Genomic DNA, 22,177 nt, shown 5'->3' on the forward strand with positions numbered 1-22,177 from the left:
TATGACCACCTGATGGCCTACGACCTCGAATGCCGCAATGTGGTGAAGAGCTTCGGTGCGTTCGTCGCGGTCGATGGCGTCTCGCTGCAAGTCCCGCAGGGCTCGTTCTTTTCCATCCTCGGCCCCTCGGGCTGCGGCAAGACCACGCTGCTGCGGATGATCGCCGGCTTCGGCGCGCCGACCTCGGGGGACATCCTGATCAATGGCCGTTCCATGCTGCAGGTGCCGCCCAACAAGCGGCCCGCCAACATGGTATTCCAACATCTCGCCTTGTTTCCGATGATGAGCGTCGCCGAGAATATCGGCTATGGCCTGCGCCGCCGCGGCATCGGACGCGCGGAGATCGCGCAGAAGGTGCAGGCGGTGCTGGCGCGCATCAACCTGCCCGATGCCGGACCGAAGCGGATCGACCAACTGTCCGGCGGCCAGAAGCAGCGCGTGGCGATCGCCCGCTGCATGGTGCTGGAGCCGACCGTGCTGCTGCTCGACGAGCCGCTGGGCGCGCTCGATCTCAAGCTGCGCGAGCACATGAAGCTGGAGCTCAAGCAGCTCCAGCACCAGTTCAACACCACCTTCGTCTACATCACCCATGACCAGTCCGAGGCATTGGTGATGTCGGACCAGGTGGCGGTGATGAATGGTGGGCGCTTCGAGCAGGTCGGCACGCCGCGCGAGCTCTATTATCGTCCCGCCACCGCCTTCGTCGCCGGCTTCGTCGGCGACAGCCACCGCTGGTCCGGACGGGTGGAGAGCGCGGATGGCGCGCGCCTGACGGTGCGCAGCGACACCGGCGTGACATTGGCGGCCCAGGCGACCGATCCGCTCGTGCCCGGCGCGCGGGTCGACATCTTCGTGCGGCCGGAGGCGGTGGAGATCGTTCCCGCCGCAACGGATGCCGCGGAATCCGGCGGGGTGAACCTGATGCACGGCATCCTCGAAAGCCTGCTGTTCAACGGCGCCGCCAGCCGCGCCATGGTGCGGCTTTCCGAAGGCGACCTCGTCGGCGTCGCGCTGCCGCAGACGCTCGGCCGCAGCGATCTCGCCGAAGGCGCCGCGGTGCGGCTGCGCTTCGCCGCCGATCAGGCCACCGCCTTCCCGGCAGCGGGCGCAGCCCGATGACCGGCGGCACCATGCGTGGGGAGGGCGGCTCGGCACGCAGGCTCGGCTTCATCCTGGTGCTGGCACCGTTCCTGCTGTGGACCTTCCTGCTGGTCGTCATTCCGCATATCGACCTGCTGCTGATCTCGCTGCGTGAGAAAGTCGCGCCGCGGGTCTTCGAAACCGGCCTCGGCAATTACGACGCGTTCTTCGGCGAGCGCGTCTATGTGATGGCGCTGGTGCGCACCGTGGTGATGTCGCTGATCGCCACGGCGCTGACCCTGCTGATCGGCTTTCCCGTCGCCTACTACATCGCCAAGATCGCCAAGGGCCGAGCCCGCACCGGGCTGTTCATGATCTGCCTGATCCCGTTCTGGGTCAGCGAGCTGGTGCGGGTCTTCGGCTGGATGATCCTGCTGCGCGAGACCGGGATCATCTCCGGCCTGCTGCAGTATCTCGGCCTCGTCGATGGTCCGGTCGAACTGCTCTATAACGACGTCGCGGTGATGGTCGGGCTCGTCTACACCTCGATGCTGTTCATGGTGGTGCCGCTGATCTCCACCCTCGACAGCCTCGACGACGCCTTGATCGAGGCAGGTTACGACCTCGGCGGCAACGGCTTCGTGGTGCTGCGCGAGGTGGTGGTGCCGCACGCCATGCCGGGCATCGTCGCCGGCTGCATCGTGGTGTTCATGCTGAGCCTCGGCAACTACCTGACGCCGACCTTGCTCGGCGGCAAGAACAGCCAGTGGTTCACCGCGCAGATCTATTCGCAGTTCATCACCCGCTTCAACTGGGAGGTCGGCTCCGCCTTCGGCTTCGTGCTGCTGGCGGCCTCCAGCCTGATCGTCTGGCTGGCGCTGCGGGTCACCGGCCAGTCGCTCTCCACCACCATCGGGCGGGGATAGGCGATGCTGAACTCGCTGCCGCAAAACCCGCTGCTGCGCGCCGCCTATGTCGGCTACATCGCGCTGTTCCTGTTCTATCTCGCAGCGCCGCTGATCGTGGTCGCGACCTTCGCCTTCAACGATTCACTGGCGCCTTCGCTGCCCTGGCGCGGCTTCACGCTCGACTGGTTCTTCGGCTCCACCGAGCCGAAGCTCGGCCTGTTCTTCGACCGCAACATCATGCGCGGCATCGGCAACTCGCTGATGGTCGCGTTCGCCACCACGGCGCTGGGGCTGCTGTGCGGGACGACGACGGCCTTCCTGTTCGAGCGCTACGATTTCCGCCTGAAGGGCCTGTGCTACATGCTCATGCTGGCGCCGCTGGTGATCCCCGGCGTCATACTCGGCATCTCCATCCTTGCCTTCTCCAGCAGCGTCGCCAATGCGGTGGACGACCGCTTCGCCATCGAGGTCGGGGCGCTGCGGCCGGGGCTGGTCCTGGTTGTCCTCGGCCAGTTCTCCTTCATCGCTACCATCGCGACGCTGGTGATCGCGGCGCGCCTGCGCAAGTTCGACCGTTCGCTGGAGGAGGCAGCACTGAATCTCGGCGCCAGCCAGCCTGCGGTGCTTGCCACGGTGACGCTGCCCTATCTCAAGCCCGCGCTGATCGGCGCCGGGCTGATCGCATTCCTGATGTCGTTCGAGAACTTCAACACCACGCTGATGCTGGTCGGTTCCGATCCACCGCTCACCATCACCATGTTCGACCGCATGAAACAGGGCTCGACGCCGGTGCTGAACGCGGTGTCGCTGTTCCTGATGATCGGCTCCGGCCTGCTCGGCCTGGTCAGCGTGCTGGTGCAGCGCGGCAAGGCGGCGAACTAGGGCCATGAGCGAATACGACTACATCATCGTCGGCGCGGGCTCGGCCGGCTGTGCCGTGGCCGGCCGCCTCGCCGAGGCCGGGCGTTTCCGCATCCTCGTGATCGAGGCCGGGCCACGCGACCGCAGCGTCTGGATCCATATGCCGATCGGCTATGGCAAGTCGTTCTACAATCCGCGCGTCAACTGGATGTACCGCACCGAGCCTGAGCCTCAGCTCGACGGCCGCACCATCTATCAGCCGCGCGGCAAGGTGGTCGGCGGCTCCAGCTCGATCAACGCCATGGTCTATTCACGCGGCCAGGCCGAGGATTTCGACGCCTGGGCGGCGCAAGGCAATCCCGGTTGGGGCTGGCCTGACGTGCTGTCTTATTACAGGCGCATGGAAGACCATGCACTTGGCGCCAGCCCCTGGCATGGCGCCGGCGGGCCTCTCCATGTCAGCGACATCGCCGGCAACGTGCACCCGCTGACGCATGCCTTGGTCGAGGCGGGCAGGCAGGCGGGCCTCGCCTTCAATCCGGACCTCAACGGCGCCACCACGGAAGGCGTCGGCTACTACCAGATCAACACCGCCGGCGGCTTCCGCATGTCGGCGGCGCGGGCCTATCTTTGGCCGGCGCTGAAGACCGGGCGTGTCGATCTCGTCACTGATGCACTGGTGACGAAGGTGCGGTTCGAGGGCCGCCGCGCGGTCGGTGTCGCGTATCGGCGCGACGGGGTGGAGCACGAGGCGCGGGCGCGCGGCGAGGTCATCCTCGCGGGCGGCGCCGTCAACACGCCGCAACTGCTCCAGCTCTCCGGCGTCGGACCCGGCGCGCTGCTGTCCCGCCACGGCGTACCCGTGGTCATCGACTCTCCGGTGGGCCGAAACCTGCAAGACCATCTCTGCTACGACCATGTCTATCGCGCCAGCCGGCCGAGCCTGAACGACGACCTGCTGCCGCTGCTCGGCAAGCTGAAGGTGGGGCTGGCCTATGTGCTGGCGCGGCGCGGGCCGCTGTCGCTCAGCGTCAACCAGGGCGGCGGCTTCATGCGCAGCCGACCCGGCCTCGACCGGCCGGACATGCAGCTCTATTTCTCGCCGCTCTCCTATGAGCGCGCCACGCCCGGCGTTCGGGCGCTGATGAAGCCCGATCCGTTTTCCGGCTTCTCGACCAGCGTCTCGCCATGCCGGCCGACCAGCCGCGGCCATGTGGAGATCCGCTCCGCCGATCCGTTCGAGGTGCCGGCGATCGCGCCAAGCTATCTGGCGACGCAGAAGGATATCGACGACCTCATCACCGGCGCGCATTTCCTGCGTCGCCTTGCGCAGACACCTGCGCTTGCCGCCATCATCGCCGAGGAACTGAAGCCGGGACCCGCCGCGGTGTCGGACGCAGATATGCTCGCCGACATCCGGGCGCGCGCCTATTCGGTGTTCCACCCCTGCGGCACCTGCCGGATGGGTCCCGATCCGGCTGACGCCGTCGTCGACGCCGAATTGAAGGTGCATGGCGTCGACGGGCTCCGCGTGATCGATGCATCGATCTTTCCGAGCATCCCTTCCGGCAACACCAACGCGCCGGCTATCATGGTCGGCGAGAAGGGCGCCGATCTCGTACTGGGCAGGAACAACGCCGGTATTGGCGGGTTGTCGGCATAGGGCGTCGTGTTCCGGGAGGCCACCTTGGCGAGCCGCTCGTTCTGGAAGGGCTATCTGAAGCTCTCGCTGGTGACCTGCGCGGTCGCCATGACGCCGGCCACGACCGAAAACGCCAAGGTCCGGTTCCACACGCTGAACCGCAAGACCGGTCACCGCGTCGTCAGCCAATATGTCGATGCCGAGAGCGGCAAGCCCGTTGATGAGGAGGACGAGGTCAAGGGTTATCCGCGCGGCGAGGACGACTACCTCGTGCTGGAGGACGACGAGATCGACGCGGTGGCATTGGAGAGCACCCGCACCATCGACATCGAGATGTTCGTGCCGCGCGAGAGCATCGGCTGGATCTGGTACGACCGGCCGCATTATCTCACACCCGACGACGAGGTCGGCGAAGAAGCGTTCTCGGTCATTCGCGACGCCATGGAGGCGACCGGGACGGTCGGCGTCTCGCGGCTCGTGCTCTACCGGCGCGAACGCGCGGTGATGCTGGAGCCGCGCGACAAGGGCATCATCTTGTGGACGCTGCGCTATGGCGACGAGGTGCGCGACCCGGCCGAGTATTTCGGTGAGATCGGCAGGGGCAAGAGCGATCCCCATCTCATGGATCTGGTGTCGACGCTGATCGAGGAGCGCACCAGAGCCTGGGATCCGGACATGGTGGACGATCCGGTGCAGGCGCGCCTGCTCGACCTCATCGCCTCGAAGAAAAAGGGCAGGAAACGCCCCGCTAAGAAGGCCGAGCCGGAGATCGAAGCGCCACCAGGCAACGTCATCAACATCATGGACGCGCTGCGCAAGAGCCTCTCGACGGAAGCAAAGCCAAAGCGACGCTAGAGCATTGCTATGCCGCTTTCCTGCGCTTGCCCTGCCTTTGCTCAAGCGGAACCGCGGCGGCGCGGAAGCCCTCCCACGGATCGGACTTCAGGGCCGCGAGCCGGACGGGAGTATTGGCTACCGTGAAATAGGCCGGGCCGATACCGGGGTTGAGCTCATTCCAGGCCAGCGGCATCGAGACCGCGGCGCCCGGCCGGGCGCGGGTCGAATAGGCCGCTACCGCCGTGGCGCCGCGCTGGTTGCGCAGATAATCGACCAGTATCTTGCCGCGGCGCTGCGACTTGGTGATGGTCGAGACGAAGCGGTCCGGCGTGTCGGCGGCCATGGCGTCGGCGATGCCCTTGGTGAAGGCCTTCACCGCGGTCCAGTCCGCCTTGGGCTTCAGCGGGGCGACGACGTGCAGGCCCTTGCCGCCCGAGGTCTTCACGAAGGCGGCGAGGCCGGCATCTTCCAGGCGCTGGCGCACTTCTCCGGCTGCGGCGATCACCGTCTCCCACGGCACCTGTTCGCCGGGATCAAGGTCCATGATGATGGTGTCCGGCCGCTCCCAATCGGCCACCGTCGACCCCCACGGATGGATCTCCAATGTCGCCGCCTGCACCAGGGCGAGCAGCCCGTCGAGATCATTGATGCTGATCAGCGGCTCTTCGCCGGTCTCCTTCGGATCACGGACCAGCGCGACCTTTGGATTGATGCCCTTCCAGGCGTGCTTCTGGAAGAACTTCTCGCCCGTGATGCCGCTCGGGCAGCGCAGCAGCGCCAGTGGATGGCCGACGATGAAAGGCGCGATCTGCGGCCAGACTTCGGTGTAGTAGTCGGCGAGCCCTTCCTTGGTCACGCCGTCATCGGGCCAATAAAGCCGGTCGGGATGGGTAAGCTTCACGTTGCGGCGCGCCGGGGCAGGGGAGGCCGCCATCTTCGGCATCTCTCTCACCACGTCGCGTGCGGCCTTGTCCTCACGCAGCCCTCTGAACGAGGCATGGCGCAAATGACCATCGGCGGTCCAGGCGCGGAACTCGACCTCTGCCACCAGTTCCGGTCGCACATAGCGCGCCTGCCGGGCCTCATCCGCGGTTAGGCGCTTTGCAAAGGGACTGGTCTGGATCCGCATGCGGTTGAGCCGGCGGAACAGTTCCTCGGCGACCGGCACGGTGAAACCCGTACCGACGCGGCCGACATGGACCAGGTCATCGCCATCATAGACGCCGAGGATCAGCGAGCCGATCGCCTGGCGCGAGGTGGTCGAGGGCACATAGCCGGCGATGACGAATTCCTGCCGCGCCGAGCATTTCGACTTCACCCAGCTCTTGCCGCGTCCGGAGCGGTAGGGCGCATCGCGTAGCTTCGAGACCACGCCTTCGAGGCTCAGCCGGCAGGCGTGGCTCAACACCAAGTCGCCGTCCTCCTCGAAATGGTCGCTGTAGCGGATGATGCCGGCATCCTTGCCGATAAGCTGTTCGAGCAATCTCTTGCGTTCGATCAATGGGAGGGCGGTGAGGTCATAGCCGTCGAGGTAAAGCAGGTCGAAAGCGTAGAACAGGAACCGGTCGCTGCGGCCTTCGCTGAGATCGGCCTGCAGGGCCGAGAAGTCCGAGGCGCCGGTATCCTTCTCGACCACCAGCTCGCCGTCGATCAAAGCGGTGCCGACCGGCAAGGCTTGCAGCGCCTGTACCACAGGCTTACCGAACTTGGCCGTCCAGTCGAGGCCGCTGCGGGTCAGCAGCTTGATGCGCCCGGCCTCGATGCGGGCCTGCAGCCGGTAGCCGTCGAACTTGATCTCGTGCAGCCAGCGCTCGCCGCGGGGCGGAGACGCGATGAGGCTCGCCAGCGTCGGCTCAATGAAACCGGGCAGGGCGGCCTTGCTTGCTCCCTTGATGGTCGACGGGTCGGGAAGGGGCGGGTGCTTCTCCTCTTCCAATACGGCGTCATCGGACGGTGAGGCCGCTTTGGACTTGCGTCGGGACGCAGCTTTCTTGGCGATCTCGCCGGTTTTCGAGGACCAGCCCGGTTCCTCGCTAGCGACATCAGCGATCTCGCGGCCGGTCTTCACTGATTCCGGGCGTTCCTCGAGAATATCGGGCGCCTCCTCCGGCCGGGCGAATTCGTCGTCGCCCTTGATCAGCAGCCAGTTCTCCCGCTTCTCCCGCGGCTTGCCGTGCATGCGCACGAGATGCCAGCGGCCGTGGAGCTTCTCGCCATTGAGCTCGAAATCGAGATGGCCCTTGGCGTAGCCCTTATGGGCGTCGCCGATCGGGGTCCAGGTGCCGCGATCCCACACGATCACGGTGCCGCCACCATATTCGCCTTTCGGAATGGTGCCTTCGAAGCCGCCATATTCGAGCGGATGGTCCTCGACATGGACGGCGAGGCGCTTCTCGCCGGCTACAAGGCTGGGGCCGCGGGTGACGGCCCAGCTCTTCAGCACGCCGTCCATCTCCAACCGGAAGTCATAATGCAGCCGCGTGGCGTCATGCTTCTGGATGACGAAGCTGTTGCCGGATTTGCGTCCCCGCCCGCCTTTGGGCTCCGGCGTCGCGGTGAAGTCGCGTTTCTTGCGATAGATTTCGAGCGCCATCGATCAACTCGCCTTCCGGCGCGGCGCGGCGGGCTTCGCCGACTTGGATACCGCAGGCTTCGCCGATTTGGACGCCGCGGTCTTCGTCGCTGTCTTCTTGCCGCCAAGCCCGGCGCTTTCGCGCAGCGCCGCCATGAGGTCCACGACCTTCTCGCGCCGCGGCGCCTTGCGGACCTCGATCTTACGGCCTTCGAGCTTGGCCTTGACCAGTTCGGCCAAGGCCGCCTCGTAGCGATCCTCATAGGCAGATGGGTCAAACGAGCCTTTCTTGGTCTCGATGATGTGCCGGGCGAGGTCGAGCATCTCGTCCTTGGTCTTCATCTCGGGCACGCCGTCGAACGCTTCCTTCGCGGACCGCACCTCGTAGTCGAAATTGAGCGTGTTCGCGATCAGCCCGTCGCCGTCAGCGCGGATCAGCAAGGTGCGCACACGCCGGAACAGCACGGCTTGTGCGATCGCGGCCACCTTCTTCTTGCGCATGCCTTCGCGGATGAGGATGAAGGCTTCGGTCGCCGTCTTGTCGGACGGCGCGAGATAATAGGGCTTGTCGAAATAGACGTCGTCGATCTCGGCGAAGGGAATGAAGGCGGAGACATCCAGCTTCTTGTCGCTTTCCGGCACCACGGAGGCGACTTCCTCCGGTTCCAGCATCACATAATCGCCCCGGCCAACCTCGTAGCCCTTGACCTGGTCGTCCTTCTCCACCGGCTTTCCGGTGTCGACATCGACGAACTGGCGATGGACGCGGTGTCCGGTCGCGCGGTTGATGGTGTGGAAGGCGATGCGGTCGGAGGTCGAGGCGGCGGTGAAGAGCGCCACCGGGCAGGTGAGCTCGGCGATCTTCAGATAGCCCTTCCAGTTCGCCCGCGGTGCCATGGCGCGCTCCTATGGTGCGCAAGGCAACGTCACGAGAACGGAATCTGTTCCGACGAGACCCTGGCGCGACGTCAAGCCTTGCCCCTGATCCTGCCCTCCCTGTATGATCAATGTAAGGGGTTACTCGCGATTACCCCGTGAGGCGCCAGCCCAAAGATCGCGTCCATGTTCCCGATACGGGGTGGACGCTCATGTCATCGAACACCGAAATCACCGCATCGCAGTTGGCGCGCCTTGTCGGCCTGCCGACCGGCCCGACCATCGTCGATGTCCGCACCGATGCGGACTTCGCCGCCGATCCGCGCCTGGTGCCCGCTTCTCTACCTCGTGACGCTTTGGCGGTCACCGCATGGGCGGCGGAATTCACCGGGCAGGACGTCGTCATCCTCTGCCAGAAGGGCGCGAAGCTCAGCGAGGGCGCAGCGGCCTGGCTGCGTCACGATGGGATCAAGGCTGAGACGCTCGAGGGCGGCTTCGAGGCCTGGCGCGCCGCGGGTGGGCTGCTGGTCGCGACCGGCAAGCTGCCGCCGCGCGACGAGTTGGGGCGTACCGTCTGGGTCACGCGGGCGCGTCCCAAGGTCGATCGCATCGCCTGTCCCTGGCTGCTCCGCCGCTTCGTCGACCCGAACGCCGTCATCCTGTTCGTGACGGCGTCGGAAGTGCCGGCGGTGGCCGAGCGCTTCAAGGCAACGGCGTTCGACATCGACGATGTGTTCTGGAGCCACCGCGGCGAACGCTGCACCTTCGACACCATGATCGAGGAGTTCGGACTCTCCTGCGCGCCGCTGGATCGTCTGGCGACCATCGTGCGGGCAGCCGATACCGCGCGCCTCGACCTCGTGCCGCAGGCGGCCGGCTTCCTCGCTGCATCGCTCGGCCTCTCCCGCATGTTCCGCGACGACCTCGACCAGCTCGAAGCCGGTATGCTGCTCTATGACGCCTTCTATCGCTGGTGCCGGGACGCCACCGAGGAGACGCACAATTGGCCTTCCAGCGCGAAGCCGGCGTGGGGGAGGCCGCGATGTCGATAATCGTCACGACGGACGAGCCTGTCGCCATGCCCACCGCTCCGACCTTTGCCGAGGCGACCAGGGTATGGGCCAGGATCGGCCTCCTGAGCTTCGGTGGGCCGGCCGGCCAGATCGCCCTCATGCACAAGGAACTGGTCGAGGAGCGCCGCTGGATGGGCGAGCAGCGTTTCCTGCATGCCCTCAATTACTGCATGCTGTTGCCTGGCCCGGAGGCGCAGCAACTTGCCACCTATATTGGCTGGCTGATGCATCGCACCCTCGGCGGGCTCATCGCCGGGCTGCTGTTCGTGCTGCCCGGCGCCCTCGTGATGCTGGGCCTCAGTATCCTCTATGCCGTCTATCGCGAGATACCGCTGGTCGACGCCGTGTTTTTCGGCGTGAAGGCCGCGGTGCTCGCGGTGGTGGTCGAGGCAGTGCTGCGGATCGGCAGGCGAGCCCTCAAGAACCGCACCATGGTTGCCATCGCGGTCGCGGCCTTTATCGGCATCTATGTCTTCCACGTTCCGTTCCCGCTCATCATCCTGATCGCGGGCTTGGTCGGCTGGATCGGCAGTCGGCAGGCACCCCAACTCTTCACGGCCGGCGGGCACGGCTCGAAGGGGGATACGCCCGATTTCAAGGGCGTCGTCGATTTGATGTTCGAGCGCGGTGAGCTTGCCCATGCCGACCCATCCCGGGGGCGAGCCTTCCGCGTGCTGGCGATCTGGCTGCCGGTCTGGCTCGGACCAGTGCTGTTGCTCTGGCTGTTCACCGGCTCCGCCAGCGTGTGGACCCAGATCGGCGGCTTTTTCAGCGCGATGGCAGTCGTCACTTTCGGGGGCGCCTATGCGGTGCTGGCCTATGTCGCACAGGCCGCGGTGGGCAGCTTCGGCTGGCTCGCGCCGGGGGAGATGGTCGATGGGCTGGGGCTCGCCGAGACCACGCCCGGACCCCTGATCATGGTGCTCCAGTTCGTCGGCTTCCTCGCCGCCTATCGGACGCCCGGCACGCTCGATCCGCTCCTTGCCGGCTGCCTCGGCGCGCTGCTCGCCACCTGGGTGACGTTTGCGCCGTGCTTCCTGTGGATCTTCCTCGGTGCGCCCTATGTCGAGGCGCTTCGCGGCAATCCGGCGATCTCGGCGGCGCTGTCGGCCATCACCGCCGCCGTGGTCGGCGTGGTGATGAACCTTGCGCTCTGGTTCGCGCTGCATGTCGTGTTCCGCGAGGTGCGGACCTTCGAGATATTCGGCATCGGCCCGGACCTGCCCGTGCTGGCCTCGATCGACTGGAGGGCGGCGCTGCTCGCCGCTTGCGCGATGATCGCGATGCTGCGCTTCAAGGTCGGCATGATGCCGACGCTTGGCGCCTCCGCCGCAGCTGGAGTGCTGCTCACGTATTTGTTTGCGTGATAACGCCGTGCGAAGCTGAAACCGGCTGGTTGAAGCTGGGCGCCGCGACACTAGTTAAGGCGCGCACCCCAGCCGGAGGCGTCCGTGCCGCATACGAGACCAGGCTATATCGGCTTGATCGAGCATCGTCTGCGGACGGTCAAGGCTGGTTCAGCGCCCGGCCTTCGCTCGGAAGTTGCACATATGCTCGCCGCGGCGCGTTCGCTGGTCAATCCCGGCAGGGCCTTCGACGACGAAGTCGAACGGCTTCTCAGCGAGTGCGCATTGCTTCGGGATTCCCTGCTGGAAGGGCGGGGCGGTCGCGTGGAGCGAGCGGCGGCGCTCGCCACGCTCGCGGGAATCGAGACGCTGCTCGCCGAGCCCCACTATCCGGTCGAAATGGACCGGCTGGCAAAGCGCCTCGGCTGATTAAAGCCCAGCCGCCTTGCGCAGTGCCGCGTTGATGCGATCCTGCCAGCCCGGTCCGGCTTCCTGGAAATGATCGAGCACATCCTTGTCGAGCCGGATCGACACCTGCTCCTTCACGCCGGGCGGCGACGGAGCCTTGCGGGGAGCCACAGGCGGCATCTCGACCGGCTTGGTGGTAGCAGCTTTGAAAGCGGCCTCCGCATTGTCGCGGACCGAGCCGAATGGCCGGCGTGTCGTGGTCATCTCATTCTCCTGTGTTCCTGATTGTCCGCCAGGGGCGGCGCTGCCCATTCGAAGTCGGCAACGGATATGAAGCTGATGCCCGCTGCCGCCATGGCGTCGAGGGCCGCTTCAAGTGAACCGTCGAGATCAATACCGCGGCAGGCGTCGAGCACAACAGCGACATCGAAGCCGAGCCGCGCCGCATCCAGGGCGGAATAGGCGACGCAATAGTCCGTGGCGAGGCCGGCGAGGAACACCCTGCCTATGCCACGCTCGCGCAAATAGCCGTCAAGCCCGGTCGGCGTGGTGCGGTCATTCTCGAAAAAGGCCGAATAGGAATCGATCGCGGGATCAAAGCCCTTGCGCAGCACCAATTCGGCCTTGGTCAAATCGAGATCGGGATGGAAATCGGCGCCATGCGTGCCCTGCACGCAATGCACCGGCCACAGCGTCTGCGGCCCGTAGGCGACCTCGATGGTCTCGAACGGGTGCCGGCCGGGGTGGGCCGCGGCGAAGGAGGCATGTTCGGGCGTGTGCCAATCCTGCGTGACGACGGCGCGGCCGAAGTGCGCCATCAGGCGATTGACCAGCGGCACGATGTGATGGCCGTCGCCAACGGCGAGCGTGCCGCCGGGGCAGAAGTCATTCTGAACGTCGACGACGATCATCATGTCGGAACGGGTCGGGCGGATCACGGACACCTCATGTGCCTCAGCGCGGATATGGCTGCGATAGCGCAAATCGGGGAGCGTGGCACGCGATCAGCTGAAATCTCCCGATGCACCCGCTCCGCCCGAGGAACCACCGCCGCCACGTGGAGAAGGGCGGCTGCCGCGATCGTCGTCGCCCGGGCGCAGGCGGGTCTGGCCGGCCGCACGGGCCAGGAAGATGACGCTGCGACGCAGCCGGCTGGTGCGCTTGCGCGGCACCCATCCGATCACCACCAGCACCTTGCAGATGAAGGACACCACGATCAGCGCGGCGATGGCGACGAACAGCACCATGACCAGGAAAGCGCCGAGGCTTACGGTCTCGATCGGGGCAGGGGGCACGTCGTCACCGTCGCACTGGCAGCATCCATCATAGGATACCGTATATCGGTGTCGCCCGAAGCGGCGATCCATCGTTCGACCAAGCTGTCGCCGCACGCGGTTACCGCCAGGCCTCTCTCGCGAAAGGCTCAATCGCGATCCGGCGCACCGAGCGGGAAGAAGGGGCGGTACGGCCGCGCCTCGTCAACCGCGCGGGCGAAAGAGGGTCGCGCCAGCAGGCGTTGACGATAGGCATGCACGTTCGTGAAAGCTGCGCCGATCGTGTGCGTCCAGTCGGCGTAGAACAGCGCCGGCGCCGCCGCACAATCCGCAAGGCTGAAAGCGCCACCCGCCGCCCATTCCCGTCCAGCCATCACGCCGTCGAGCCAGCCATAGGCGGTGTCGAGCATCGCGCGAGCTTCGTTCGCGCCGTAGGGATCGCGGTCGGCCTCGGGCCGGATGCTGTCGAACACGATCTTCTGCTGGGGCGTCGAGATGTAGTTGTCGAAGAAGCGATCCATCAAGCGGACCCGGAGCGCCCCGTCGCGATCGACGGGGATGAACCTCACGGGACCCGGATGATGCAGGTCGAGGTACTCGATGATGATGCTGGATTCGAGGATCGTCGCCCCTTCGTCCTTCAGGATCGGGAACCGCTTGATCGGCCATAGGGCGGTGAACTCGGCCATGGTCGGCGTGTCGTCGAGCATGCGGAACTCGAACGGCGTGTCGTTCTCATAGAGCGCGATCAGGGCTTTCTGGCAGTAGGAGGAGAAGGGGTGGGCATAAAGCTGCATCGAGGTGGCTCCATGGCGAGGGGTCACCTCAAGGACGAATTACGGCGCCGATTTCCGACATGGTCGGCGACGGCAATGAGCCTAGATGGTCAGCTCGCCTTCGTCGGTGCCGTCCCAATAGTGGATGCGCGACGCGTGGACCTTGATCAGCACGAGGCCGGCCGTGTCCACGCCCTCCTCGAACCAGTTGGTGAGATCCGAAGTCCAATGTGTCTCGAATTCCGCCTTGTCCCGGATCAGCGTTGCGTTGCCTTCGACCGCGATGAAGATCGGCGGGGTGCCGAACAGGCCTTTCCTGCCCTGCAATGAGAGGCCGACGTGCGGATCGCGTTCGATCTCGGAGACGACATGAGTGTGGTCGAGCGCGAAGAAGAAGGAGTCTCCATCATATTCGACATCGCCATTGTTGCTCATGGGCCGCGCCGCAATTCCGCCGCCGGGCGTGTGCGTCGACAGCATGGCGAAATCGATGTCCCGCATCTCTTTCGAGATGTCCGAAAGCGTCATTGTGCTCACGTTCGTCCTCCAGCTTTGTGGAGTGGGAACGTTCGGCGCCGGATTTTGATCCCGCCGACTGTCATGCGACGACGCGGCTGGCGGCCACGCGGACTATCGCCGCCTGGCCGCCAGGTCTTCACCAATCGTCATGGCCTGGCGGCCTGCACCTCGGGCTTCACGAGCGCACGAATGCCCGCGAAGATACGCCCGGGAAACAGCCTGCCATACGCGACCACGCCGTCGTCCTTCCACGTCAGGCGATCTCCGGAGAGAGCGAGCGTGCTGCAATCCCAGGTCTTTGGCGGGGCGATCTCGGTCTGGTCGTCATCGGGATCATAGGCAAGGCAGAGCTTGTTGCCGTCTATGCGCCACCAGCCCCGATACGATTCCCTGTTGTTGCGGCCGACGATCGCACCGTTCGGCTGCAAGAACTCCTCGTAATACTTGCCGTCCTCGATGCCGATGATGGTATTTCCGACGACCCGGGCACGGATTTCAGCGCCGCTGAGCTCGCCCTCCGCGGCGAGAGCGCCGGTGTGGAGCGGCAGCAGGATCAAGAGGATAGGTCCCAGATACTTGATGGCATGCATGATCTTGTCCTCCGCAGTTTGCTGTCAGCCGAGAAGGTACGGATAGGCGACAAAGCCGAGATCGCAGAGCAGTACGAACAGGATCGCGAGCTCCACCTTCAAGTTTCCATTGGCCTGTTGGGCCTCGAGCAGTCGCGAAGTGATGAGTTCGTAGTGTTCGAGCGCGAAATCGATCGGTTCGCCCAGCACTTCGAGGCGATCGTAAAGCTCGGCCTGCAAGGCGAGCTCGCCGAACAGACGCTTTGAACCGGCCTGAAGCGCGCGATCGAGCTGCTCGAGCGTAGCCTCAAGCCGCAGCGCTGAACTTGCCATTGCCGTCACCGTTTCCGCGACGCGACTGACCTTCGCCTTGCGGAACCATTGGTCCCGCGCATAGACGGTGTGCGTCAGGCGGGTGTCGCGCCGGATCGCCGGCCAGATGGCGGACATCCTCGCTTCGAGCGCGCTGGTGTCGCGCTCGGCGATGGTGAAGCGGGTCACCGCGTCCAGTGCCTCGTCGAGCTGTTCCGGCGCGGCGTAGACGATGGCAAGCGTATCGGTCCAAACGACGCGGGCGGTGCGCAGACCGGCCCGAACGACGCGGCCGGCTGCCGTGCTCACCATGGGAACGCCGGCAAGCCAGGGAATTTCGATATCCGTCGACGCGCCGGGCGGCATCCACAGCACCGCCAGCGACTTGCCGCCATCATCGTGAATCGTCGGCGGTGGCATCCGGAGATCCTCTGCCATCCATCTCGCATAGACGGTGCGGGGCTCCGTAATCGTGTCGACGCGATCTTCGGTCTCTAGCGGACGGGTCCGGAAACGGACGCGCCAGGCTTTTGCCTCGATATCGGGCAGATGCACGACATTGGTTTTCAGCATGTTACTGCTCCCTGTCGATCATCGAAATCAGGTGACTCTGGTTGGTCTGCTAGTCAGGGATTCGGTGCGGTGATGAGCGCGGCCGGAATGCGCTCATCCTCATAGAGGTGATCGCGAATGATCCGCTCGGCCGCCTCGATGGCGTCGAGATCCTGCGCGGCACTCGCTTCGGTGCCGTAGAAGCAATAGAGGACGCTCTCGGGGTCCTCGTACCAGACGCCTGATGCGAGGCCGGCGGCGACCGTTTTCTTCCAGACCACGTCCAATCGCCGCGGGTCGGCCAGCGCAAATCCGAAGCCGACGGCGATCAGCTGATCCGCCCAGTCCCAGCGAGAGGTGAAGGTACCGATGCCGGACAGCAACTCCTTGCGCTCCACGAACTCGATCGGCAGGTCAACGGTAGCGGAGCCAAGGACCAGGCCGTACCGGGTGACGCGGCGGACCTCCTTCAGCAGATCGGAAAGCTGTGCGCGCTCGAAGCGGCAGAGGCCGGTGTCGAGCACCACGTCGAAATAGCCCGCGGCGAGCTTCATATCCGCCAGCGCGCAGCACAGATTGACCTCGCGCAGCTCACGCGGTGTCTTTGCCCAGACCGAGCGGCTCGGCTCGATACCGATAGCGTCGAAGCCGAGGGCGCGAAGACCGGCAACGAGCCGGCCGCGGCCGGAGCCGATATTGAGGATGCGGGCGCCGGGGCGCACGCCCCACACCAGTTCGAGCAGTTCGGCGAGATAGGAGGCATTGAAGATCGCCCCTTGCTCCTCGTCGTCACCGATGAACCAATGGCTGATCGTGGTGCCGCCGATGCGTTCCTTCCGGTAGGCTTGGCGCTTGCCCAGGATCTCCGCCACCAGGATATCAGTCGCGGCATCGGCGGAATCGAGGACGCCATTGAGCGTCGCATCGAACAGGTAGTCGCCGACCGTGATCAGGCCCGGAAGCTGTTCGGCTGTCGGCCGATGATTCTGGTAGGGGCTCCGCACCGGGTAGCCGCCGGGAATGGCGTTGACCGATGCCATCCAGCGATGGACGCGGCTGTCGACGATGAGCCGCTTGCCGATGGCGAGCTCCGGCGGAAGCGCATCGAGGCATAATTTCTCGATCTCGCTATCGGAGAGGTTCGCGAGCCCCAAGGCGGCGTTTCCGGCAATCAGGAAGCCGAGTACGCCCCAGCTGCCGATCGCGTTGCGCGCGCCCTCGTCATAGACGCAGCAACCGTCGAAGGCGTCGAGCATCCACCACGCGCCCGGCAGCAGTTCGCGCCAGAACGGACGCTGAAAAACCAATGTTGCGCGCAGATAATGGCCCGGCCGGTCGAAATAGTTGATGTGCCGTGCCATGGCCTGCTGGAGGTGCGGCGATCGCCAGTCGATGATGGAGAGCGCCGTCAGTGGCAGGCACAGCACGACATAGTCGGCCACGATGGCCTCGCACGTGCCGTTGATGCACATGCCGAGCTGATAGGTCCCGTCGAACAGTGGCCGGACCGAATTCAGGGATGCGTTGAACCTGACATCGGCATCGATCTGCTCGACCAGGCGATCGACGATCTGCTCATTGCCGCCGATGACGGAGAAGACGTCGATATAGCCTTCACTGTCCATCAGGGCGTTCTTGAGGAAGGTGAGCCCGTTGGTGAGATGCGGCGGCGCGGCGACATCGCTGTGCGCCATCACCCGCACGTATCGGCGGGCCATTTCGTCGGACATCTCCGCGGCGATTACGTCCTCCCCGGATATGCGAGCCCAGGGATGGCGGTTGTCGACGTTACGGGCGCTCGAGTAATAGTCTTGCGGCCGAAGCATTTCGGTGCGCTTCTGCCGAAACGCGCTGACCTGCTCCTGCGTCACGTCGCCGAACTCGGCACCAAGATGATCACTGTCTACGATGATCTTGCTGTCGAGTATGCAGGCGCCACCGGAAATGTGCTTGATCTCCAATCCCAGTTCGTTCTGGATCAGATCGCGCAGCGGATCCGGGCCAAGCGCGGAATAGTCATAGATTTCCGCAACCCCGGCTTCATAGATGCCGACTCCGGCAAGTTCCTTGGTGACGATCTTTCCGCCGAGCCTTTCACTGGCTTCGTAAATCGTGATCGAGCAGGCGTTTCCAGCCTTTGCCGCGAGATGCCGGGCGGTGAATAGACCTCCGGGTCCGCCACCGATAATAGCAACCCTGTACTTTGGAAACGACGAATCAACTGAAGAAAAGTCCGATGCAACCGGTATATCCTTCATAGCTACCTCCTCGAAGCAGCGACGATGACCGGTTTAACCGCAGAAGGCCGACCTGTTCTTACGCGAATAAACCGAATTCTGAGCGCAGCCACGCCATGCGCCGGTCGCGATGCGGCGGCGCTTGAGCATTCGGATCGGGTGATCCAGAATTTGCAGATATCGTAGGTCAGGTGACGTCCCGGATTCGTGCGCATGGGCGACGGTTGTCAGCCGGGGCGGATGCGACGAAGACCGACAGCGGCGAGCCTCCCAGCCAGCCAATGCTTTATCTTATTCCAAACATATTATAGCTGTTTTCGAACTATTTCAACTGCAAGTCAGCATTAACTTGCATCGCCTTGTGCCGAGGTAAGATAAGACCACCAGATTACGCCGGGATGTTTCGAAAATTCGACGCCCGCAATGATTTACTTCGTTTTTATGGACGCTCTCTGCGGTGAAAGTATAGAGATATTGCAGAACTGCGGCAATTACTCGATATATATGATGCTTAACGATGCAATGGTGATCCTTTTCCATCGCTGATTATCCGGAGAAATATTTGCCTAGATACGAAAGCGCCGCGCGCGGGGCACTTTCGATTGCCGAACGTCTCGGAATTTCCGTATCCTTACCGCTCGGGCGACACGGTGTGGTTGGCTAGCATTTCGAGCGCCTTGACCATCGCCGAGTGATCCCACGCCGCGCCGCCATGGGCCGCGCAGGCGCTGAACAGCTGCTGGGCGAGGGCGGTGGCCGGCAGCGAAAGCTGCAGCTGGCGCGCGCCGGACAAAGCGAGGTTCAGGTCCTTCTGGTGCAGCTCGATGCGGAAGCCGGGCGCGAAGGTGCGCTTGACGATGCGTTCGCCATGCACTTCGAGGATGCGCGAATTGGCGAAGCCGCCCATCAGCGCCTGGCGCACCTTGGCCGGATCGGCGCCGGCCTTGGAGGCGAACAGCAGCGCTTCGCTGACCGCGAGGATGTTCAGCGCGACGATGATCTGGTTCGCCACCTTGGTGGTCTGGCCATCGCCATTGCCGCCGACCAGGGTGATGTTCTTGCCCATCTTCTCGAACAGCGGCTTCACCGTCTCGAAGGCAGCCTCCGGGCCACCGACCATGATGGTGAGCGAAGCGGCCTTGGCGCCGACCTCGCCGCCGGAGACCGGGGCGTCGAGATAGTCGCAGCCGAGTTCGTTGATCTTTTTCGCGAACTCCTTGGTCTCGACCGGGGCGATCGAGCTCATGTCGACGACGATCTTGCCCGCGGTAAGGCCGGCGGCGACGCCGCCCTCACCGAACAGCACACGCCCGACATCATGCGTATCGGGCAGCATGGTGAAGACGATGTCGGCCTGTCCCGCCACGTCCGCAGAGCTGACACAGGCAATGGCGCCGGCCTCCTTAAGCGCCCGCGGCAAGCCGCTGCGCGAATGGCCATAGAGCTCGTGGCCTGCCGCCAGCAGGTGGCCCGCCATCGGTGCGCCCATGATGCCGAGACCGACAAATCCAACCTTCGCCATCCGTCTTTCCTCGATGCCTTGAGCTGTCAGGACTTGTACTTGCGGGCGATAGCTTCGGTCGTGCGCGCCAGCGTGCCGGTATCGATGCCGACCGCGGTGAAGACGCAGCCGGCCGCCATGTAGCGCCGCGCCAGCGTCTCGTCGCCGGTGAGGATGCCGGCGCGATTGCCCGCCGCGAGGATGCGCCCGATCGTCTTCTCGATCAGCTCGACGATGAACGGATTGCCCTGATCGCCCAGATAGCCATAGTCCGAGGACAGGTCGCCCGGCCCGATGAACAGCCCGTCTATGCCCGGCACGGCGGCGATGGCTTCGAGATTGTCCAGGCCGAGCCGGGTCTCGATCTGCACCAGCAGGCAGATCTCCTCATGCGCGCGGTGGTGATAGTTCTGGACCCGGCCGAAGCGCGAGGCCCGGCTGGCACCGGCAAAGCCGCGAATCCCGTCCGGCGGGAAACGTGTCGCCGCCACCACGGCCCGGGCCTGCTCCACCGTCTCGACCATGGGGATCAGGAAGCTCTGCACGCCGATGTCGAGATAGCGCTTGATGACGATGGGGTCGTTCTCCGGCACCCGCAGAATGGGATGCGTCGGGTTCTCCATCATCGACTGCAGCTGCCCGAGGATAGCCGGCACATCGTTCGGCGCATGCTCGGCATCAAGCAGCAGCCAATCGAAGCCGGAGCCGGCGAGGATCTCGGTGGCGGTATTGCTCACCATGCTGTTCCAGAAGCCGATCTGCTGCTGGCCGGCCAATATGGCGCGCTTGAAGGTATTTACGGGCAGGTCCACGTGTGAGGTCCTCTTGAAACGATGGGCGAGAGAAGGGCGCGCGCTATTCGGCGAGCGCTTCCTTGCGCTTGCGCAGCAAAGCGGGCGAGAGCATCGCGAGAAGCATCAGCGCGACGATGGCGAGCAGCACGGCGCTGATCGGGTGCGTGAGGAAGACGGAAGGGTCGCCGTCCGAGAGCTGCATGGCGCGGCGGAAATTCTCCTCCAGCTGCGGGCCCAGCACGAGGCCGAGCAGCAGCGGCGCGGGCTCGACCCCGACCTTGATGAAGAAGTAGCCCAGCATCGCGCAGCCCAGCATCAGCCAGACATTGAAGGCGCTGTTGGAGATGCCGTAGGTGCCGATGCAGCAGAACAGCACGATGGCCGGGAACAGCAGGCGATAGGGCACCTTCAGCATCGAGACCCACAGCCCGACGAGCGGCAGATTGATGATGAGAAGCATGAGATTGCCGGTCCACATGCTGGCGATCACGCCCCAGACCAGCTCCGGCTGTTCGGTCATCACCTGCGGACCGGGCTGGATGCCCTGCATCATCAGGGCGCCGATCATCAGCGCCATCAAGGCGTTGGAGGGAATGCCGAGCGTCAGCAGCGGGATGAAGCTGGTCTGCGCCCCGGCATTGTTGGCCGCCTCGGGACCGGCCACGCCCTCGATCGCGCCCTTGCCGAAACGCGAGGGATCCCGCGCGAGCTTCTTTTCCACCGCGTAGGAGGTAAAGGGGGGCAGGGCCGCGCCGCCGCCGGGCAGCACGCCGAGTGCGGAGCCGATCAAGGTGCCGCGTACCATCGCCGGGAAGGCGGCCCTGAGGTCCGCCCGAGACGGAATGAGGTCGCGCAGCTTCTGGCTCACCACCTGCCGCACGGCGGGGCGTTCCAGATTGGCGATGATCTCGGCCAGGCCGAACATGCCCATCGCCACCGGCACGAAATCCATGCCGTCTGCCAGAGCGGGAATGCCGAAGGTCATGCGCGCGGCACCCGAATTGACGTCGATGCCGACCACCCCCAGCAGCAGGCCGAGAAACACCATGGCCAGCGACTTCGACACCGAGCCGTGGGCGAGGATGACCGCGGCGAACAGGCCGAGCACCAGCAGGCTGAAATATTCGACCGCGGTGAATTTCAGCGCGAGCGCGGCCAGCGGCAGGCTGAGCACCGCGATCACGATCGTCGCGACCGTGCCGGCGAAGAAAGACGAGATCGCCGCAATGGCAAGCGCCGGGCCGGCGCGGCCCTGCTTCGCCATCTCGTGCCCGTCGATGCAGGTGACGACCGACGAGGTCTCGCCGGGCACGTTCACCAGGATCGCGGTGGTCGAGCCGCCATATTGCGCGCCGTAAAAGATGCCGGCGAGCATGATCAGCGACGAGGCTGGCGCGAGACCGAAGGTGAAGGGCAGCAGCAGCGCGATGGTCGGGATCGGGCCAATGCCGGGTAGCACGCCGATGGCGGTGCCGATGACGACGCCGATCAGGCAATACAGCAGATTGTTGAGCTGCATGGCCGTCGAGAGGCCGAGCAGGAGATTGTCGAACAATTCCATGACGCGCCCCTACCAGGGCCAGACCGGCACGGGCAGCGCCAGCACCTTGACGAACAGCAGGATCGCGGCGGCCGTCATGCACAGGCCGAACACGATGATCTCGAAGAACCGGCTCTCATGGCTGGCGAAGGCCGCCACGACGATGGTCGCCAGCGAAGCCACGGCGAGGCCGAGGCTTTCCACCAGCAGGGCAAACAGCCCCACCGCCACCGAAATCGCCAGCAATGGCCGCACATGCACGCGCTCGATCCCGGCATGGGAACTGATGATGCCGCGGCCGGTGAAGAACAGGCCGAAGCCGAGCAGCACCAGCGCGATAGCGCGCGGCATGTAGCCCGGCCCCATATTGGCGGCGGTGCCGCCCGCCAGTTTCCATGTCGCGGCGAAGGTGCCCGCCGCGACCACGATGAGGAAGCCGCCGAACAGCAGGTCCGGCCAGTCGAATTGGCGATGTGTCACGAGCAGGACCCGACCGTCGC

General features: G+C 65.0%; 22 protein-coding genes. 8 read left to right on the forward strand and 14 right to left on the reverse strand.

All coding sequences use genetic code 11. The features are described 5' to 3' along the window. The first annotated feature begins 12 nt into the window (after positions 1-12). From G3545_RS03245 to G3545_RS03265, 5 genes are read left to right on the forward strand one after another with little or no spacing between them, the layout of a single operon-like run. Positions 13-1,119 carry an ABC transporter ATP-binding protein gene (locus G3545_RS03245; protein WP_170009791.1) on the forward strand — a complete coding sequence of 369 codons (1,107 nt, stop codon included), beginning with the start codon at positions 13-15 and terminating at the stop codon, positions 1,117-1,119. Further along, positions 1,116-2,006 (forward strand): ABC transporter permease, encoded by an 891-nt coding sequence (locus G3545_RS03250; RefSeq protein ID WP_246702669.1) that lies wholly within the window; start codon positions 1,116-1,118, stop codon positions 2,004-2,006. The genes G3545_RS03245 and G3545_RS03250 overlap by 4 nt, the downstream gene beginning before the upstream one ends. 3 nt (positions 2,007-2,009) lie before the next feature. After that, the gene (locus tag G3545_RS03255) at positions 2,010-2,870 is read left to right on the forward strand and encodes an ABC transporter permease (protein WP_170009794.1); all 861 of its coding nucleotides are present in this window, start codon (positions 2,010-2,012) and stop codon (positions 2,868-2,870) included. A gap of 4 nt (positions 2,871-2,874) precedes the next feature. Next, positions 2,875-4,512, forward strand: coding sequence for a GMC family oxidoreductase N-terminal domain-containing protein (locus G3545_RS03260; RefSeq protein ID WP_170009796.1), 1,638 nt, complete (start codon positions 2,875-2,877; stop codon positions 4,510-4,512). 24 nt (positions 4,513-4,536) lie between these two features. Further along, positions 4,537-5,346, forward strand: a complete 810-nt coding sequence (locus tag G3545_RS03265; protein WP_170009798.1) for a Ku protein — start codon at positions 4,537-4,539, stop codon at positions 5,344-5,346. 7 nt (positions 5,347-5,353) lie between these two features. On the opposite strand, the gene ligD is transcribed toward G3545_RS03265, so the two are convergent. After that, positions 5,354-7,921, reverse strand: coding sequence for a DNA ligase D (gene ligD, locus G3545_RS03270; protein WP_170009801.1), 2,568 nt, complete (start codon positions 7,919-7,921; stop codon positions 5,354-5,356). 3 nt (positions 7,922-7,924) lie between these two features. After that, positions 7,925-8,797: a Ku protein gene (locus G3545_RS03275; RefSeq protein WP_170009803.1), complete on the reverse strand. Its 873-nt coding sequence runs from the start codon at positions 8,795-8,797 to the stop codon at positions 7,925-7,927. 191 nt (positions 8,798-8,988) lie between these two features. Here G3545_RS03275 and G3545_RS03280 point away from each other — a divergent pair, with 191 nt between their 5' ends. From G3545_RS03280 to G3545_RS03290, 3 genes are all read left to right on the forward strand, one after another. Then, entirely contained in the window at positions 8,989-9,828 is an 840-nt protein-coding gene (locus tag G3545_RS03280) for a sulfurtransferase/chromate resistance protein (protein WP_170009805.1), read from the forward strand. After that, positions 9,819-11,216: a chromate efflux transporter gene (gene chrA / locus G3545_RS03285; protein ID WP_170009807.1), complete on the forward strand. Its 1,398-nt coding sequence runs from the start codon at positions 9,819-9,821 to the stop codon at positions 11,214-11,216. Before G3545_RS03280 ends, chrA begins: the two co-directional genes overlap by 10 nt. Before the next feature lie 183 nt (positions 11,217-11,399). Beyond that, positions 11,400-11,624 (forward strand): hypothetical protein, encoded by a 225-nt coding sequence (locus G3545_RS03290; protein ID WP_170009809.1) that lies wholly within the window; start codon positions 11,400-11,402, stop codon positions 11,622-11,624. Here G3545_RS03290 and G3545_RS03295 read toward each other — a convergent pair whose 3' ends face one another. From G3545_RS03295 to G3545_RS03350, 12 genes are all read right to left on the reverse strand, one after another. Further along, positions 11,625-11,867 (reverse strand): BrnA antitoxin family protein, encoded by a 243-nt coding sequence (locus G3545_RS03295; protein ID WP_170009811.1) that lies wholly within the window; start codon positions 11,865-11,867, stop codon positions 11,625-11,627. Continuing rightward, entirely contained in the window at positions 11,864-12,517 is a 654-nt protein-coding gene (pncA, locus tag G3545_RS03300; protein ID WP_170017881.1) for a bifunctional nicotinamidase/pyrazinamidase, read from the reverse strand. Before pncA ends, G3545_RS03295 begins: the two co-directional genes overlap by 4 nt. Positions 12,518-12,607: 90 nt before the next feature. Next, a complete protein-coding gene (locus G3545_RS03305; RefSeq protein WP_170009813.1) occupies positions 12,608-12,898 on the reverse strand; it encodes a hypothetical protein in 291 nt (96 codons plus the stop codon). Positions 12,899-13,026: 128 nt separating this feature from the next. Continuing rightward, positions 13,027-13,674 carry a glutathione S-transferase family protein gene (locus tag G3545_RS03310; RefSeq protein ID WP_170009815.1) on the reverse strand — a complete coding sequence of 216 codons (648 nt, stop codon included), beginning with the start codon at positions 13,672-13,674 and terminating at the stop codon, positions 13,027-13,029. An 81-nt stretch (positions 13,675-13,755) separates the two neighbouring features. After that, positions 13,756-14,190, reverse strand: coding sequence for a pyridoxamine 5'-phosphate oxidase family protein (locus G3545_RS03315; protein ID WP_170009817.1), 435 nt, complete (start codon positions 14,188-14,190; stop codon positions 13,756-13,758). 128 nt (positions 14,191-14,318) lie between these two features. Continuing rightward, positions 14,319-14,762 (reverse strand): hypothetical protein, encoded by a 444-nt coding sequence (locus tag G3545_RS03320; RefSeq protein ID WP_170009819.1) that lies wholly within the window; start codon positions 14,760-14,762, stop codon positions 14,319-14,321. 24 nt (positions 14,763-14,786) lie between these two features. Then, a complete protein-coding gene (locus G3545_RS03325; RefSeq protein ID WP_170009821.1) occupies positions 14,787-15,626 on the reverse strand; it encodes a hypothetical protein in 840 nt (279 codons plus the stop codon). Between the two features lie 53 nt (positions 15,627-15,679). After that, on the reverse strand, positions 15,680-17,863 hold the full coding sequence (locus G3545_RS03330; protein WP_170009823.1) for an FAD-dependent oxidoreductase: 2,184 nt from the start codon (positions 17,861-17,863) through the stop codon (positions 15,680-15,682). A 610-nt stretch (positions 17,864-18,473) separates the two neighbouring features. Next, positions 18,474-19,364 carry a 2-hydroxy-3-oxopropionate reductase gene (locus G3545_RS03335; RefSeq protein ID WP_170009825.1) on the reverse strand — a complete coding sequence of 297 codons (891 nt, stop codon included), beginning with the start codon at positions 19,362-19,364 and terminating at the stop codon, positions 18,474-18,476. Between the two features lie 26 nt (positions 19,365-19,390). Further along, on the reverse strand, positions 19,391-20,155 hold the full coding sequence (locus tag G3545_RS03340; RefSeq protein WP_170009827.1) for an aldolase/citrate lyase family protein: 765 nt from the start codon (positions 20,153-20,155) through the stop codon (positions 19,391-19,393). Positions 20,156-20,198: 43 nt separating this feature from the next. Continuing rightward, on the reverse strand, positions 20,199-21,698 hold the full coding sequence (locus G3545_RS03345; RefSeq protein ID WP_170009829.1) for a tripartite tricarboxylate transporter permease: 1,500 nt from the start codon (positions 21,696-21,698) through the stop codon (positions 20,199-20,201). Between the two features lie 9 nt (positions 21,699-21,707). Beyond that, complete coding sequence (locus G3545_RS03350) at positions 21,708-22,157, reverse strand: tripartite tricarboxylate transporter TctB family protein (RefSeq protein ID WP_170009831.1); 450 nt, start codon at positions 22,155-22,157, stop codon at positions 21,708-21,710. Positions 22,158-22,177 lie beyond the last annotated feature (20 nt).

This window comes from Starkeya sp. ORNL1 (assembly GCF_012971745.1).
Taxonomy (GTDB): Bacteria; Pseudomonadota; Alphaproteobacteria; order Rhizobiales; family Xanthobacteraceae; genus Ancylobacter.

Excerpts from the sequence above, each read along its gene's own strand:
- G3545_RS03245 (WP_170009791.1), top strand. The coding sequence starts at position 13 with ATGGCCTACGACCTCGAATGCCGCAATGTGGTGAAGAGCTTCGGTGCG.
- G3545_RS03250 (WP_246702669.1), top strand. The coding sequence starts at position 1,116 with ATGACCGGCGGCACCATGCGTGGGGAGGGCGGCTCGGCACGCAGGCTC.
- G3545_RS03255 (WP_170009794.1), top strand. The coding sequence starts at position 2,010 with ATGCTGAACTCGCTGCCGCAAAACCCGCTGCTGCGCGCCGCCTATGTC.
- G3545_RS03260 (WP_170009796.1), top strand. The coding sequence starts at position 2,875 with ATGAGCGAATACGACTACATCATCGTCGGCGCGGGCTCGGCCGGCTGT.
- ligD (WP_170009801.1), bottom strand. The coding sequence starts at position 7,921 with ATGGCGCTCGAAATCTATCGCAAGAAACGCGACTTCACCGCGACGCCG.
- G3545_RS03275 (WP_170009803.1), bottom strand. The coding sequence starts at position 8,797 with ATGGCACCGCGGGCGAACTGGAAGGGCTATCTGAAGATCGCCGAGCTC.
- G3545_RS03280 (WP_170009805.1), top strand. The coding sequence starts at position 8,989 with ATGTCATCGAACACCGAAATCACCGCATCGCAGTTGGCGCGCCTTGTC.
- chrA (WP_170009807.1), top strand. The coding sequence starts at position 9,819 with ATGTCGATAATCGTCACGACGGACGAGCCTGTCGCCATGCCCACCGCT.
- G3545_RS03290 (WP_170009809.1), top strand. The coding sequence starts at position 11,400 with ATGCTCGCCGCGGCGCGTTCGCTGGTCAATCCCGGCAGGGCCTTCGAC.
- G3545_RS03295 (WP_170009811.1), bottom strand. The coding sequence starts at position 11,867 with ATGACCACGACACGCCGGCCATTCGGCTCGGTCCGCGACAATGCGGAG.
- pncA (WP_170017881.1), bottom strand. The coding sequence starts at position 12,517 with ATGATGATCGTCGTCGACGTTCAGAATGACTTCTGCCCCGGCGGCACG.
- G3545_RS03310 (WP_170009815.1), bottom strand. The coding sequence starts at position 13,674 with ATGCAGCTTTATGCCCACCCCTTCTCCTCCTACTGCCAGAAAGCCCTG.
- G3545_RS03320 (WP_170009819.1), bottom strand. The coding sequence starts at position 14,762 with ATGCATGCCATCAAGTATCTGGGACCTATCCTCTTGATCCTGCTGCCG.
- G3545_RS03325 (WP_170009821.1), bottom strand. The coding sequence starts at position 15,626 with ATGCTGAAAACCAATGTCGTGCATCTGCCCGATATCGAGGCAAAAGCC.
- G3545_RS03330 (WP_170009823.1), bottom strand. The coding sequence starts at position 17,863 with ATGAAGGATATACCGGTTGCATCGGACTTTTCTTCAGTTGATTCGTCG.
- G3545_RS03335 (WP_170009825.1), bottom strand. The coding sequence starts at position 19,364 with ATGGCGAAGGTTGGATTTGTCGGTCTCGGCATCATGGGCGCACCGATG.
- G3545_RS03345 (WP_170009829.1), bottom strand. The coding sequence starts at position 21,698 with ATGGAATTGTTCGACAATCTCCTGCTCGGCCTCTCGACGGCCATGCAG.